Raw genomic sequence first — 14,207 nt, forward strand, 5'->3', positions numbered from 1 at the left:
ACATCATATCCTCTAGTCTGATGCGCATGCTGATCGTCCTGCCTCCTTCTGAGACCAAGGCGCCGGGCGGCTCCCCCGGGCCGATGGCGGTGTCTTTTTCCGCGCTCGATTCCGTGCGCGCCTCGCTTCTCGACGACCTCGCGGCCCTCCCCCTCGACGAGATGGTGTCGCTGCTGAAAATCCCGCCGTCGAAGCGCGACGAGGCCGAGGAGAATCGCTCGTTGCGCGCCGCTCCCGTCATGCCCGCGATCGTCCGCTACACGGGCGTGCTTTACGACGCCCTCTCCCCCGCCTCCCTTCCCCCTGCCGCTCTCTCGCGCCTAGCCATCGGTTCCGCCTTATTCGGCATCGTCCGCGCCACAGACCTCATTCCCCGCTACCGGCTCTCCGGCTCGGCGAAGGTACCCGCCCGCGACGGCTCCTTGCCGACGATGAAGGCGCGCTGGGGCTCGCTGGTGACCGCCGCCCTTGAACAGGAAGGCTTCGTCGTCGACCTGCGCTCGGGCACATATGCCCAGCTCGGCCGCGTACCCGGCGCGGTGACCGTGCGCGTGGAATCCGTGCAGGGGGACGGATCGCGCAAGGTGGTCAGCCACTTCAATAAGCACTACAAGGGCGAGCTGGCCAGGGCGCTGGCGCTGGGGCCGTCCTGTTCATCGGTGGCAGAGGTGGTGGAGTCTGCGCGCGACGCGGGGTTCAGCGTCGAAGTCTCCGGAACTCAGCTCACCCTGGTGGTGTAGGCGGTCTTCACCTCGTTTAAGAAGCCTTGCGGGTTTTTCAGCAGGAAACCCGGCCGATAGCGCAGAACCCTATAGCCTTGGTTTTCGATCTGCTTTTTGCGGTCGTTTTCCTTCCTTATCGTCTCAGCCGTGCCGTATTCGTACTTGGAGTCCCCATCGATTTCAATAAGTAGCCAGCCGTCTATGCCGAGGTCAGCACGGTAGCGTCCGACGCTGAACTGGGGGACGGGGTCGAAGTGGGCGGCGATCAAAAGTGCTCTGGCCAGCGACTCGTAGGGGGATTCCGATAGTGGGGTGGCGTGTGCGAGGCACTGCCTGGCAATCCTGGCGCCCTTGAATCGCCCCATTGCCTCGATCTGCCGCCTGATGTGCTGTGTGTCTACTCCCACTCGCAGCAGCCAGTCGAAAGCGACGAGCCCTTCCGGGAATCCGTGGGTGCGCGCAATGTCAATGGCGGTTCTGATTAACTTAGTCGCGCGGCATCCCTCAGTCGTGTAGGTCTCCGCCTCGGTGAGACGGAAGTGCCTGGCTTGGTACCGGGGGTTCTTTCTTATCGACGCCCCTATGCTCCGCGCCGTAGCACTTAGTTCAACCCTTTCTTCCGTCGTTGCGACGACCCACATCCCCGCAACCCGTGCCGCCGACCTACCGACCAGCACCGATGTGTGAGTGTTGCGCCCGGCCGCGACAGCTTCTAGCAGCTTGCGCTCATGGTTGGGTAGCTGGTCCCACTCGGCCGCCGGGTAGTAGAGCTGAGGGGACAGCGGGACCAGCGAACGGTCCGCTATGGCATGCCATATGTGCCGTTCACCGTGCGAAATCCTTCGCGTATCGATGATCCCATCGGATAGCTTTCGGCGCCGCTGCGCCTCCCGCGCAACTTCCACCTGGTTTCTTCTATCGAACCCCATACCCTTGTTAGACCGGATTCTGGCGATTCCGGTTCCGTCCCGACGTCAGGCTCGTGCCCGGCAGCACTGGCGTCTGGGCCAAAGTCGTACATTCAAAAGCAGATAGATCGCCGTTGCCATTGTTCATACCATTTCGCCATGGCGATCTATCTGCCTTTGGATGTATGACTCTCGGTGTATGACTGTGGTTGTATGACCCTGGGACACGGCTCAACACACCGACCCCACGCCAGACTTATCAATTTATCAATCGCGTAGGATTGCGGCCATGAAGAACCCTTTCCGCCCCACCTTCGGCGCCAGCCCCCGCGTCTGGGTCGGCCGCCAGGCGGTCCTCGACGAGTTCGCCCGCGCGCTGAACAACGGCCCCGGCGACCCGCATCGCAGCGTCGTCATCTCCGGCTCCCGCGGGATCGGCAAGACGGTCCTACTCACGGAGCTGGAGGACGAGGCGCGCAGGCAGGGGTGGATCGTCGTGCGGGCGTCGGGACGCGAGGGCATGGTTGAGGCGCTCACCGACTCCGCCATCCCCGAGGCGGTCGAGGCAGTAAACCCTGGCAAGGAGCGCCGCATCACCGGCGTCACCATCGCGGGCCTCGGCGGGGTGCGCAGCGAGCTGACCGAACCTCGGGCCGCCCCTCGCCTGGTCACCCGCCTGCGCGAGCTGCTGGCGGCAATCGACACCGGGGTCCTTATCACCATCGACGAGGTGCAGGACGCCACACCGGATGATCTCACCCACATCGCGGTGGCCTACCAGGACCTCGTGCGCGACGACGCCGAGATCGCGCTGTCCATGGCGGGACTCACCCAGGGGGTGAACAAGCTCCTCGACCTGCCCGGCGCGACGTTTTTGCGCCGCGCCCGCCACTACGAGCTCGGGCCGCTTTCGCTTGACGACGCCACCTCCACCCTCATCGACACAGCAGAAGGAGCCGGCCGCGCCTTCGAGCTGCCCGCCGCACAGGCCGCGGCACGGATCACGCAGGGCTACCCCTACCTCGTCCAGCTGGTGGGCTACCTCGCCTGGGAGGAGGCCCGCGGCCCCATCACCCTGGACGCGGTAGAGGCGGTGCGCGAGGAGGCAATTTTGAGGCTCGGGACGCAGGTCCACCAGCCGTCGTTACGCGACGTGCCCCCGCGACAGCGCGAGTACTTAGAGGCGATGGCGCACATCCAGTCCCAGACCGGGCGCGAGACCATAAGCGTGAAGGACCTGGCAGTGGCGCTGGAGCGGCCGTCGACGGGGCTATCCGATACACGCTCCAAGCTCATCGAACGCGATCTTATTGTGTCCGCCGGTTGGGGCGAGGTGGCCTTCGCGCAGCCCTACCTGGGGGATTTCCTGCGCAACCAGAACAAGCCGCGGCGGATCAGCTAGCATGTATCTCTTCAATATTTGTGCTGGGTGAGCAATACTAGAAGTCGGTTTCGCGTCCTGACTGACCAGCAGCGGGAAACCATCGAACCCCTCCTACCCGGTAGCGATGGCCGTCGCGGCCGGCCGTTTCGCACCAGTCGGCTTATCGTCGAGCGCATCATCTACCGTTACCGCACTGACATCCCGTGGCGGGTTCTTCCCCGCGAGGAATACGGTCCCTGGCAAACGGTCTGGAAGCGCCACCGCCGCTACCGTGCCGACGGCACAATCGACTGGAAGGCCAGCGTCGACGCCTGGGCCCGAGGCGGGCGAGGACTCGCCCGGATGCGGTCCTGGATGAACGTGCGCTTTCCCTGGCCAAGCAGTGGCGCGGAATGGCCACCCGGTATAACAAGCACACCGTGGCTTACCGCGGGGCCTTCGTCGTCTACGCGATAATCACCTGACTCAAAACTCGAGGAGACTCACCCTAGCTCGGGCGAAGCTGCCTCTTCTCCTCCACCTGCACTACGACGATCCACAGCATTGCAATCACAAGGATCAGCGCCCAGCTGAAGGACAGCGAGCTCCACGAGAGACCGAACAAGCACGCGCCCGCTACGAGGTCCCGCAACGCCACTCCCGCGCCCACCTTCACGGCAGCGGCTACACACCACGCGAGGGCACCAACCCACAACGCACAGTAAACGACGAAGAATACGGTGGGCACCGCGTCCTTCACACCGGACTCGAGGCTCATACTCATCGCCAACGCCACACCCCCAATGAGCACCGGGGAGAGCATTCGACTTGCTCGCTTCATTCTCAATCACTCTCCAGACAAAATAATATTCGTGCATGCGCGGAGTCCCTCGAAGTGGACCAGCACCCCGGATACTATGCACGGTTTGTACATAATCACCGCAGAAGTCCCATAGGATACTTTAGTCTCCACCCTCTACCGGGCCGATAGCGAACAAACGACGACGTCAGGAGCCTTTTGCGCAATTGCTCGCGTGGGTGACGACGTCGCCGAGTGCCATTTCACGTCGCCGATCTCGCGCCCGAATGGAACCCGTTGAGATCCCCAACTGTCGGATGCCACTGCCTCCTCGGCTTGCGGCGCCGTCAGCTAGCCCGCAGCACCGTATATCGCGCGTCACGAGCAACCTGCTCCACCCGCGCGAAGCGCCGCTCGACCTCCCCGCGGTAGCGAAGGTGAGAGTTGTGCACGAGGTAGAGCGAGCCGCCGGGGGCGAGGAGGCGCCGGGAGGCGTCGAGGAGGTGTTGGACCAGGGTCGCATCCACGGTCGTGCCGTCGTGGAAGGGCGGGTTGAGCGCGATGGTGTCGAAGCTGGCCGGTATGAGGCGCGATCCCGCGTCGTCCCACGTGCACTCAAGCCCGATCGCACGGGTAGACAACACCGCATCAGCGTCCGAGTCCGTGCAGGTCACATCTCCCTTGAGAAAGCGCGAGACCGAACCGTTGCCGCAGCCCATGTCCAAGAACCTGCCCAACGAGCCCGGCAACGCAGAGCGCAGCAACTCGCCGCCGAAGTCCGGCTTGGCGCCGGAGAACACGCCGCCGACGGCGACGAGTCCCTCGCCACGCACGGGCTCGTAGGCAACCTCCTTGGGTCCGGAGGCGACAAGACAGCGAAACTTCCCGCGGCCGAGCGAGGCGGCAACGTCCACGAAAGACTCCCCCATGACGGTGTTCATCGAACGGGAGAGGTGCTTGTTGTTCGCGCCCAACGCCATCGTGACCTCGCTAAAACCAGCCCCGGCGATAGAGCGCGCGAGGTAGTCCAGCCGAGCGAGCGACTTCGGCATCTCCCCGATCGCCACCACGGTCCCTGAAGACCCGGCCAAGAACTCGTCGAGGCGAGTATCCCCGGCGATCGACGCACCCGCCGCCAATGCGGCCTGGGCGCGCCGGTAGTCAGGGTCCACAAACACCACCTGCTTACCCGTCTCCAGAGCGGCGGAAAGCAGATCCCCGGTGGGATCCTCGCAGACCACCACCATGTCCGCGCCGTCGACCGGCGCCGCTGACCAGATGAGGCTATCGAGCGTGCGCAAGGCCTGCCACCTCCCCGATGACGTAGACAGCGGGCGCGGCGACGCCGTTGGCGGCCATGACCTCTGCCAGGGAGGCCGCGTCGCAGGAGAACGCGCGCTGCGCCGCGGTCTCGCCGTCCTGGATGACGGCGGCTGGTGTGTCGGGGGCAAGGCCGGATGCGATAAGCGCGGCGGTAATGGCCGCGACGTTGCGCACGCCCATGATGACCACGATCGTGCCACCGACGCGCGCGAGCGCATCCCAATCCACCAGCGACTTCGGGTGCCCGGGCGGGAGGTGGCCGGAGACAACGGTGAAAGCGTGTGTCATCCCGCGCTGGGTCACCGGCACCCCAGCCGCCGCAGGGACGGAGACGGCGCTGGTCACCCCCGGCACCACGGCGCACGCGATGCCGGCGGCCGCGCACGCCTGGGCCTCCTCGAAGCCGCGGCCGAAGACGAAGGGGTCCCCGCCTTTCAGGCGCACGACTTTCTTTCCCTCCCGGGCGCGGGAGATGATGAGCTCGTTGATGCGCTCCTGGGCAACGGATTTGCCGTAGGGCAGCTTGGAGACGTCGATAAGCTCCTTGCCAGATGTATCCAGGAAGTCGGTGAGCTGGGCGGCGGGACCGAGGTGGTCGGTCAAGATGACGTCGGCCGCCTCAAGCGCGCGCATCCCGCGAATGGTCAACAGGTCCCACTGGCCTGGCCCGCCGCCGACAAGGGTTACCTCTCCTGTGCTCATGGCTTACCAGTCTAGGGTGGGGAGCATGCACAGACCGACGCTAGCCCACACGTTCGCCGAAAGGCTTCCCGACATGGTCGCCGAGGTCGTTCCCACCGATTTCCCCAACCCGCAGGTGGCGGTGCTCAACGAGCCGCTGGCCGCGGAGCTCGGAATCGAGACAGAGTGGCTGCGGACCGCGGAGGGCACCGCCTGGCTCGCGGGCTCCTCCGGCGGCCACGCCACCGCGTACGCGGGCCACCAGTTCGGCCAGTTCGTGCCGCTGCTTGGCGACGGCCGCGCCCTGCTCCTCGGGGACATCGACGGCCGGGAGATCCAACTCAAAGGGTCAGGCCGCACCCCGTTTTCCCGCCCGGGCTCAGACGGGCGCGGAGCCATCGGCCCGATGCTGCGCGAGCACCTGGTCAGCGAGTTCATGCACGCCGTCGGCATCCCCACGACTCGTTCGTTGGCGGTGGTGGCCACCGGCGAGCACGTCATCCGCCAGCAGGGGCGGGTGCCCGGCGGCATCCTCGTGCGCGTCGCCACCTCCCACCTGCGCGTCGGTTCGGTGCAGTACGCCGCGACGCAGTCACCCGCCCTCGTGGAAGAAGTCATCCGCGCCGCGGGCTTTGACACCCCCCTCGAGCTGTTGAACACCGTGGTCGACCGCCAGCTCGGCCTCGTCGCGCAGTGGATGCGCATCGGCTTCGTCCACGGGGTGATGAACACAGACAACACCGCGCTGTCCGGGGAGACGATCGACTACGGGCCGTGCGCGTTTACCGAGGATTTCGACCTCTCCGCGGTGTTTTCCTCGATCGACACAGCCGGGCGCTACGCCTTCGGCAACCAGCCTTCCATCATCGCGTGGAACCTCGCCAGGCTGGCCGAGGCGATGTTTCCCCTGCTCGACCTCGACGCGGCGCGGGAGGTCTTCGCATCCATCCAGTCGCGCTGGGATGAGCTATGGGCCAGGCAACAAGAAAGCGGCCCTGAGGTGCCGCTGTTCCTGCCGCGCAACCGGATGCTGCAGGACGCGCTTAACGCCGCGGAGGCCGGCGGCGACTACGCGCCGTACCGCGCCCTGCTGGCCGCCGTGACAGATCCCTACAACCCGGAGGCCGGGCCGGAGTGGATGACGAGGCCGGAAGAAAGCGGCCCGTTTACCACCTACTGCGGTACCTAGAGCTCGATCTGCTCGTCCGCCAGCCCGAGCGCGCTTTGGGTCATCTCCCACTGCGACTCGTAGGCCTTGGCGTCGCGCTTGAGAGAGGTGCCGTACGTCGGGAACATCTCGTGGATCTTATCTGCCCAGTCGATGAGGTGCTCGCCGAAGCAGCGCTCGATGAGCTCGAGCATGGCCGCCGGGGTGATCGAGGCGCCCGGGGATGCGCCGAGGATGCCCGCGATGGTGCCGTCCTGGTCGTTGACCAGAGCGGTGCCGAACTCGAGGGAGCCGAAGGTCGGCGCACCGACCGGCTTGATCACCTGGACACGCTGGCCGGCAATCGCGATCTCCCAGTCCTTGCCGTTGGCCTCCGGGTAGTAATCGCGCAGCACGTCGATGCGGCCGTCGAAGTCCTTAAACACCTCCTCGACGAGGTACTTGACTAAGTCGACGTTGGTGGCGGCAACGCCCAGGTAAGACGGGATGTTATCGGGGCGGATGGACTTGAACAGGTCGAGGTAGGAGCCCTTCTTCAAGAACTTCGGGCTCCAGCCGCCGTAGGGGCCGAAGAGGAGGGACTGCTGGCCGTCGATGACGCGCAGGTCGAGGTGCGGAACCGACATCGGGGGTGCACCAACCTTGGCCTTGCCGTAGACCTTCGCCTGGTGCTGGGAGACGAGCTCGGGGTTCGTCGTGCGCAGCCAAAGCCCGGAGATGGGGAACCCGGCGTAGCCGCGAACCTCGGGCACGCGGGCCTTGCGCAGCAGGTCGAGCGCGTAGCCGCCCGCGCCGACGAAGACGAAGCGCGCACGGACGACCTGCTTGTCGCCGGTGTGAACGTTGCGGACGCTCGCCTCCCAGAACTTGCCGTTGCGCTTGAGCCCGATGACCTCGTGGCCGTAGCGGATGACGGTGCCCTTCTTCTTCGCGTCATCGAGGAACTGCTTCGTCAGGGCGCCGTAGTTGATGTCGGTGCCGACGTTGGTCCAGGAAATCGCCACCGGCTCGGCGGCGAAATCGCGCCCCTTGGCCATCAGCGGCAGCTTCTCCGCGAACTCGGAGGCGTCCCGGGTGAACTGCATGTTGGGGAACATGTGGTTGGCCGAGAGCGAATCAAAACGGCGGCGCAGGTAGTCGATCTGGTCCTCACCCTGCGCATACGAGACATGCGGCACCGGGTTGATGAATTCCTGCGGGTCGGTCAACACGTCGTCACCAAGCTGGTGCGCCCAAAACTGGCGCGAGAGCTGGAACTTCTCGTTGATCGTCATCGCCTTCGAGACGTCAACCTTGCCGTTTTTCTCCGGCGTGTAGTTGAGCTCGCACAACGCCGAGTGTCCCGTGCCGGCATTGTTGAGGGCGTAGGACGACTCCTGCGCGGGCCCGTCGAGGCGCTCGAAGACTACCTGGGTCCAGCTCGGCTCGAGCTCTCGCAACAGCGCACCCAGGGTCGCGCTCATGATTCCGGCGCCGATGAGCAGGACGTCTGCCTCATCGCTCAACCTCTTTTTGCCTTGTTCAGACATCCGTTCATCCTCTTCGGTAGTTCAGTGGGGCTGACTCGATGCCCTCTCACACTAGGTCCGGACCTTTGCGCGGCTAGAACCCTCCAGAGCCTTCCGGCCGCACAAATCCCCGGCTCGACCGTCTACTGTACGCGTACCGGCCGATCTACCGGTAACATGACTCGACTTCTGCGTGCCACACCCCAAGCACCCCCAGCACAGCCCCTCACGCCCACCGGCCATAGCCCCTACTATCGGAGCCATGAATAACTCCGATGAAACGTTCACGGAAACGCTCGCCAACCTCTCGTGGTCCGAGGACATGTTGGGCCCCGGGTTCGAATCCGCCGACCTTCCCCTCGCCCCGGCGCCTGATGGCGACGACCAGGATCGGGCCGTCATCGTCCGGGCCACCTCCGAGCCTTCGCCGGGCAAACCCGCCATCGTGTGGATCCACGGTATGACCGACTACTTCTTCCACTCCCACGTCGCGCAGCACTACACCGCCCAGGGATACCCCTTCTACGCCGTTGATATGCACGGCTGTGGGCGCGCACACGTCGACGGCGGGCGCTGGCACTACACGACCGACATGGCCCACTACTTCACCGAGCTCACGAGGGCGGCCAGGCTCATTGCCGCCGAGCACGGTCAGATCATCCCCATGGCGCACTCCACCGGCGGCCTCATCGTCCCCCTGTGGGCGCACCACCTGCGCAGCAAGGATCCCGCCTCGCACTCGGCGCTGCGCGCAATCATCCTCAACAGCCCCTGGCTAGACATGCAGTTCCCCCGCCTCGCGGTCGCCGCGTTGCGCCCCCTGGTGACGTTTTTGGGCAACCGCTTCCCCACCTTGATGCTGCCGAACAAGGGCGAGGGCACCTACGGGGAGTCCATCTCCGCCTCCGCCCACGGCGAGTGGGAATTCGACACCACCTTCAAGCCCGTCGGCGGGCACCCGAAGTACCTCGGGTGGCTGCGCGCGGTCTTCCAGGCCCAAAAAGACATCCACGAAGGAATCATGACCGGGGTACCCACCCTCACGCTGTGCTCGGCCCACTCTTACCTGGGCAAGCCCTACTCTCCCGCCGCGGATACCGCCGATACCGTCCTTGACGTCGCACAGATCCGGCGGTGGGCCCCGACGCTGAGCCACCGCTCCACCGTCGAGGTCATCGAGGGCGCGCGCCACGACGTGTTCCTCTCCGAGCGGCACGCCCGCGAGGCGGCTTTGAGCGCCACCGACGCGTGGCTCGATTCCCTCGGAGAACAGGCGGATAAGGAGGCGCACCGATGAGCCATGCAGGCGCCTGTGCCCACTACGACCTCATCATCGTCGGGGCGGGCTCGGGCAACTCGATTCCTACCCCGGAGTTTGACGGTTACTCCATCGCGATCATCGAACCAGGGAAGTTCGGCGGGACGTGCATGAACGCCGGCTGCATCCCCACGAAGATGTTCGTCTACGCCGCCGATACCGCCTACAACGCTGCGCATTCGCAGCGCTTGGGGCTGGAGACGTCGTTTAGCGGCGCGAACTGGCAAGACATCACGAAGCGGATCTTCACTAACCGGATCGACATCATTGCAGCGGGCGGCGAGGAGTACCGCCGCGGCGAGGGCAGCCCCAACGTCGACGTCTACGACCGCCACGCCTCCTTCGTCGCGCCGAAGACACTGGCCACCGGCCAAGGCGGTGAGAGCAAGATCATCAGCGGCGAGACCATCGTCCTCGCCGCCGGGGCCCGCCCCGTCGTTCCCGAGTGGGCGGAGGGGCTGCCGGTGCACACGAGCGAGGACATTATGCGGCTGGAGAAGCAGCCGGAGAGCCTCACCATCGTCGGTGGCGGGTTCATCGCCATGGAGTTCGCCCACGTGTTCCAGTCGCTGGGCACCCACGTGCGCATAGTCAACCGCTCCCCCTTCCTGCGCGCGCTCGACCGGGACATCGCGGATGCCTTCAACGACATCGCAGACTCCACCTACGAGGTGCACAAGGGCCGCACGGTCGCCAGCGCGAGCGGCGACGAAGGCTCGATCACGCTCACGCTTGACGACGCCTCAACCATTACCTCGGAAAGCGTCCTCATCGCGATGGGGCGCCAGCCCAACGGCGATACGCTCAACCTCCCGGCCGCCGGGATTGAATCCGTGGGCGGGCGCGTGGGCGTCGATAAGTATGGCCGCACGAGCGCCGAGGGCGTGTGGGCGCTCGGGGATATCTCCTCCCCCTACCAGCTCAAGCACGTGGCCAACGCGGAGACCCGCGCCGTGCGCCACAACATCCTCCACCCGGAGAACATGGTGGCCATGCCGCACGACAACGTGCCCTTTGCGGTGTTTACGCACCCACAGATCGCCACCGTGGGGCTCAGCGAGCAGCAGGCGATCGACGCCGGGTACGACGTCACCACCAAGGTCCAGCGCTACGCGGACGTCGCCTACGGCTGGGCGATGGAAGATTCCACCGGCATGGCCAAGCTCGTGGCGGACCGCTCCACCGGCAGACTCCTTGGCGCCCACTACATGGGGCCGCAGGCGCCGACGCTGATCCAGCAGCTGATTACGCTCATCGCCCACGGAATCGACCTGCGGGAGACCGTGCGCGCGCAGTACTGGATCCACCCCGCGCTGCCGGAGGTCACCGAAAACGCGATCCTCGGCCTTGACCTCGACTTTCCCGAGTTCTAAGGGTTTGCTGGCAAGAGGTTGGCAGGGGCCAAGAAAGTAGCCGTTCTTCGGCGTCGACGCCTTCGGCAAGGAAAAGAACGTCGAGGCCATCCCGCAGTGGGCCCGCATCTGGCTGGATCTCACCGCCATCGCCGGCATCGCCGCCGTGCTCGGTGTCATCGTCACCGCCGTTAACACCGCTATGTACAACGGCTTGATCACCCTGCCGGAGATCAAGCTGCCGTTCTAGGACTCGCAGCGGCGCGATCGAGGACAAAGGGGAGGGGCGTGTTAGACGCCCCTCCCCTTCGGCTTTGGGTGGCACCTACTCCTCGGGCAGGGTGAGGATCTCGTTGCCGTCTTCCGTAATCACGATGGTGTGCTCGAACTGGGCGGTGAACTTGCCGTCGTCGTTTTGCACGGTCCACCCGTCGTCCCAGATGGTGTACGGCAGCTCCCCGAGGTTGATCATCGGCTCAACGGTCAGCGTCATGCCGGGCTCGAGGACGTCTCGATAAGCGTTCGAGTCGTAGTGCAGCACAACCAGCCCGTTGTGGAAGGTCGTGCCCACCCCGTGCCCCGTAAAGTCGGTGACGACGTTGTACCCGAAGCGCTTGGCGTAGGACTCGATGACGCGGCCGATGACGTTGATCTCGCGGCCGGGCTTGGCGGCCTTGATGCCGCGCATCGTCGCCTCCTTGGTGCGCTCGACAAGCAGTCGGTGTTCCTCGGAGACGTTGCCGGCGAGGAAGGTCGCGTTGGTGTCTCCGTGCACGCCGTTTTTGTACGCGGTCACATCGATGTTGACGATATCGCCGTCCTCGATGACGGTGGTATCGGGGATCCCGTGGCAGACGATCTCGTTGAGCGAGACACAGCAGGACTTCGGGTAGCCACGATATCCCAGCGTGGAGGGGTAGGCGCCGTGATCGACCATGTACTCGTGCGCCACCCGATCGATCTCGTCGGTGGTGACGCCGGGCGCGACCGCCTCGCCGGCAGCTTTGAGCGCGTTCGCCGCAATGCGGCTGGCCTCGCGCATTTTCTCGATGGTCTCCGGCGTCTGCACGAAGGGCTCGCCGACGTTTTCACGTACCTCGTCCCTCCAGGCGTACTCGGGGCGCTCGATGGAATCGGGCACCCTGCGGATCGCGGTGGGTTCACCTGGTCGAATTTTTGCTCGTTGACTCATATGGGCCATGCTAGACCCCGCTAGATCCCGCCGCGCCCACGCATCTCGTCGATGTTGAGAAGCATCCTGTCCGTGGCTGCGACGGCCGATTCCGAGCCGCCGCCGAGCACGATGAGTGTGGCAAAGGCGATGTCGTCGTCGGCGCGGTAGCCGGTAAACCACGCGTGCGAGCCTTGGTTGATCTCGGCCTCTCCTGTCTTACCGCGGATGTCTCCAGCTGCCTTCATTCCCGCCGCGGTGCCGCCCGGTGCGGTGACAGACCCCATGATCTGCTGCAGCTGGGCGATGGTCTCGGGAGTCGGGGGCTCGGCGTGATCGGAGACCTCGGTGCGCTGGCCGTCGATAAGGTAGGGCACGGGCATGGAGCCGTGCGCCGCCGTCGCCGACACCAGCGCCATGCCGAATGGGCTGGCCAGGTCCGCGCCCTGCCCGTACCCGGCCTCCGTGCGCTCGAGCGGTTCGTGCCCCTCGGGAATGGAGCCGGTGATCGTGTCGAGCCCGGGGATTTTCAGGTCTCGTCCAAGGCCGAACTGCTTGCCGACGCCCGCGAGCTGCCCCGGCTCAAGCTTCGTCGAGACGTCCGCGAAGGTGGTGTTGCACGAGCGCGCGAAAGCGGTCTCTAAGGGGACGCTGCCGAGCGAGAAGCCCGCGTAGTTGGTCACGACCCTCCCGTAGAGGTTCATCGTGCCGGGGCACGGCACCGTGGTTCCAGGCGTAAGGCCGGCAAGCTCCAACCCGGCCGCAGCCGTGATGATCTTAAACGTCGACCCGGGCGGGTATTGGCCCATCGTGGCGATGTTGCCCTCGCGGTCGGCCGCGGGGGTCTGCGCCACCGCGAGCACTCCCCCGGTCGACGGGCGGATCGCCACAATCATTGCCTGCTGCCCGGCTAAGGGTTCGAGCGCCTTCTCCGCCGCCCGCTGCACGGTGTGGTCGAGGCTGATCTTCAGCGCCGGCGCCGGCACCGGGTCCTCCCCCGCGATCTTTTCTAGCGCGGCGCCGTGCTCGTTGACCACGCTGACGTTCCAACCGGCCCTGCCCTCGAGCTCGCTGCCGACGAGCTGGCCGACGCGCGCCATGATGTCGGGGGCAAAGGTGGGATCAGCGTTGACGATCGCGGCTTCCTCGTTGAGCCGCACCCCCGGCACGCCGGCAACGGCATCGGCCACCGCCTGCCGGGCGCTGGCCGGGACGAGCACCACCGAGTATGTCCCGGTGGCCTGGCCCAGCTCTCCTGCGAGGTCGGCGGCGCTCGTTGTTGGCACGGCGGGATCCTGCGCGGCCGCCTGGCCCAGCGCGGCGGCGATGCGCTCGGCGGCGTCCTCGCGTGCGGTGGCTGTAGGCAGAGCATTCGTATCGACGAGCAGCCGGTAGGCCACCCCCGGGGAGAGCAGCTCCGCGCCGTCTGAGGACAGGACGCTAGCCGGCTTCGACTCCTCCGCGCGCAGCTCGAGGTGCTGGCCGGCCCCCAGGTTGGGGTTGAGCACCGAGGGCTGCCAGCGCACGGTCCACTCCCCGTTCGCCTGCGTCAGGGTCATCTGCGCGTCGTAGGTCAACGTGCGCTCGTGCGGCAGCCGCCAGTCCACCGAGTACGTGGCCGTGGCGAGGTTGTCCTGCTGGCGGACCTCTTTGAGCTCCACGCTCGCGCCATCGGCCTGGAGGCCGTCCATGGTCTCGCGGATGGATCCGGTGGCGGCCGAGGGGGCGTCGACAAGCGAGGCGATCTCGTCGTAGTTTTGCTGCGCAAGGGCGTCGAGGAAGGCGCTAGCGGTGGGCTCCGCATCGCGCGGGCGCGGCGTGCACCCCGCCGCACCGGCCGTGCACACGGCGGCCGCGAGGAGGATCGTGGCGGCTCGTTTCATGCCCAAAAGGT

Annotated in this window: 13 protein-coding genes; 6 read left to right on the plus strand and 7 right to left on the minus strand. The window is 65.9% G+C overall.

The genetic code is table 11. From position 1 onward, the window contains the following. The first annotated feature begins 26 nt into the window (after window positions 1-26). A complete protein-coding gene (gene yaaA / locus C3E79_RS06840; RefSeq protein ID WP_108405101.1) occupies window positions 27-740 on the plus strand; it encodes a peroxide stress protein YaaA in 714 nt (237 codons plus the stop codon). On the opposite strand, the gene C3E79_RS06845 is transcribed toward yaaA, so the two are convergent. Next, complete coding sequence (locus C3E79_RS06845) at window positions 719-1,627, minus strand: endonuclease domain-containing protein (protein ID WP_235840579.1); 909 nt, start codon at window positions 1,625-1,627, stop codon at window positions 719-721. The two genes, yaaA and C3E79_RS06845, sit on opposite strands and share 22 nt — an antisense overlap. Window positions 1,628-1,919: 292 nt before the next feature. On the opposite strand from C3E79_RS06845, the gene C3E79_RS06850 reads away from it, so the two are divergent. Further along, entirely contained in the window at window positions 1,920-3,032 is a 1,113-nt protein-coding gene (locus C3E79_RS06850; protein ID WP_108404239.1) for an ATP-binding protein, read from the plus strand. Window positions 3,033-3,059: 27 nt separating this feature from the next. After that, entirely contained in the window at window positions 3,060-3,470 is a 411-nt protein-coding gene (locus C3E79_RS11840; protein WP_199219501.1) for a transposase, read from the plus strand. A 31-nt stretch (window positions 3,471-3,501) separates the two neighbouring features. On the opposite strand, the gene C3E79_RS06860 is transcribed toward C3E79_RS11840, so the two are convergent. The 3 genes from C3E79_RS06860 to cobA all read right to left on the minus strand — a co-directional run bounded on the left by C3E79_RS06860 (window position 3,502) and on the right by cobA (window position 5,817). Continuing rightward, a complete protein-coding gene (locus C3E79_RS06860; RefSeq protein WP_146183374.1) occupies window positions 3,502-3,834 on the minus strand; it encodes a hypothetical protein in 333 nt (110 codons plus the stop codon). Between the two features lie 305 nt (window positions 3,835-4,139). Next, the gene (locus C3E79_RS06865; RefSeq protein ID WP_108404241.1) at window positions 4,140-5,093 is read right to left on the minus strand and encodes a class I SAM-dependent methyltransferase; all 954 of its coding nucleotides are present in this window, start codon (window positions 5,091-5,093) and stop codon (window positions 4,140-4,142) included. Further along, the gene (gene cobA, locus C3E79_RS06870) at window positions 5,077-5,817 is read right to left on the minus strand and encodes a uroporphyrinogen-III C-methyltransferase (RefSeq protein ID WP_108404242.1); all 741 of its coding nucleotides are present in this window, start codon (window positions 5,815-5,817) and stop codon (window positions 5,077-5,079) included. Before cobA ends, C3E79_RS06865 begins: the two co-directional genes overlap by 17 nt. A gap of 25 nt (window positions 5,818-5,842) precedes the next feature. Between cobA and C3E79_RS06875 the strand changes: the two genes are divergently transcribed. Continuing rightward, the gene (locus tag C3E79_RS06875; RefSeq protein WP_108404243.1) at window positions 5,843-6,985 is read left to right on the plus strand and encodes a protein adenylyltransferase SelO family protein; all 1,143 of its coding nucleotides are present in this window, start codon (window positions 5,843-5,845) and stop codon (window positions 6,983-6,985) included. Here the strand turns inward: C3E79_RS06875 and mqo are convergent. Further along, window positions 6,982-8,493 carry a malate dehydrogenase (quinone) gene (gene mqo, locus C3E79_RS06880; protein ID WP_108404244.1) on the minus strand — a complete coding sequence of 504 codons (1,512 nt, stop codon included), beginning with the start codon at window positions 8,491-8,493 and terminating at the stop codon, window positions 6,982-6,984. The two genes, C3E79_RS06875 and mqo, sit on opposite strands and share 4 nt — an antisense overlap. A gap of 241 nt (window positions 8,494-8,734) precedes the next feature. On the opposite strand from mqo, the gene C3E79_RS06885 reads away from it, so the two are divergent. Both C3E79_RS06885 and mtr read left to right on the plus strand, forming a co-directional pair. Further along, the gene (locus C3E79_RS06885) at window positions 8,735-9,769 is read left to right on the plus strand and encodes an alpha/beta hydrolase (protein WP_108404245.1); all 1,035 of its coding nucleotides are present in this window, start codon (window positions 8,735-8,737) and stop codon (window positions 9,767-9,769) included. Beyond that, window positions 9,766-11,163 (plus strand): mycothione reductase, encoded by a 1,398-nt coding sequence (gene mtr / locus C3E79_RS06890; protein ID WP_108404246.1) that lies wholly within the window; start codon window positions 9,766-9,768, stop codon window positions 11,161-11,163. Before C3E79_RS06885 ends, mtr begins: the two co-directional genes overlap by 4 nt. A gap of 304 nt (window positions 11,164-11,467) precedes the next feature. Here the strand turns inward: mtr and map are convergent, their stop codons facing one another. Both map and C3E79_RS06900 read right to left on the minus strand, forming a co-directional pair. Continuing rightward, window positions 11,468-12,334, minus strand: a complete 867-nt coding sequence (gene map / locus C3E79_RS06895) for a type I methionyl aminopeptidase (RefSeq protein ID WP_108404247.1) — start codon at window positions 12,332-12,334, stop codon at window positions 11,468-11,470. Between the two features lie 20 nt (window positions 12,335-12,354). Beyond that, window positions 12,355-14,196 carry a penicillin-binding transpeptidase domain-containing protein gene (locus C3E79_RS06900; RefSeq protein ID WP_108404248.1) on the minus strand — a complete coding sequence of 614 codons (1,842 nt, stop codon included), beginning with the start codon at window positions 14,194-14,196 and terminating at the stop codon, window positions 12,355-12,357. Between the last annotated feature and the right edge of the window lie 11 nt (window positions 14,197-14,207).

The sequence above is a fragment of the Corynebacterium liangguodongii genome, from assembly GCF_003070865.1.
Lineage (GTDB): Bacteria > Actinomycetota > Actinomycetes > Mycobacteriales > Mycobacteriaceae > Corynebacterium > Corynebacterium liangguodongii.

What these genes read in the sequence shown, in the direction of transcription:
- C3E79_RS06850 (WP_108404239.1), top strand. Translation starts at nt 1,920, where the DNA reads ATGAAGAACCCTTTCCGCCCCACCTTCGGCGCCAGCCCCCGCGTCTGG.
- yaaA (WP_108405101.1), top strand. Translation starts at nt 27, where the DNA reads ATGCTGATCGTCCTGCCTCCTTCTGAGACCAAGGCGCCGGGCGGCTCC.
- C3E79_RS06885 (WP_108404245.1), top strand. Translation starts at nt 8,735, where the DNA reads ATGAATAACTCCGATGAAACGTTCACGGAAACGCTCGCCAACCTCTCG.
- C3E79_RS06900 (WP_108404248.1), bottom strand. Translation starts at nt 14,196, where the DNA reads ATGAAACGAGCCGCCACGATCCTCCTCGCGGCCGCCGTGTGCACGGCC.
- map (WP_108404247.1), bottom strand. Translation starts at nt 12,334, where the DNA reads ATGAGTCAACGAGCAAAAATTCGACCAGGTGAACCCACCGCGATCCGC.
- C3E79_RS06860 (WP_146183374.1), bottom strand. Translation starts at nt 3,834, where the DNA reads ATGAAGCGAGCAAGTCGAATGCTCTCCCCGGTGCTCATTGGGGGTGTG.
- mtr (WP_108404246.1), top strand. Translation starts at nt 9,766, where the DNA reads ATGAGCCATGCAGGCGCCTGTGCCCACTACGACCTCATCATCGTCGGG.
- mqo (WP_108404244.1), bottom strand. Translation starts at nt 8,493, where the DNA reads ATGTCTGAACAAGGCAAAAAGAGGTTGAGCGATGAGGCAGACGTCCTG.
- cobA (WP_108404242.1), bottom strand. Translation starts at nt 5,817, where the DNA reads ATGAGCACAGGAGAGGTAACCCTTGTCGGCGGCGGGCCAGGCCAGTGG.
- C3E79_RS06875 (WP_108404243.1), top strand. Translation starts at nt 5,843, where the DNA reads ATGCACAGACCGACGCTAGCCCACACGTTCGCCGAAAGGCTTCCCGAC.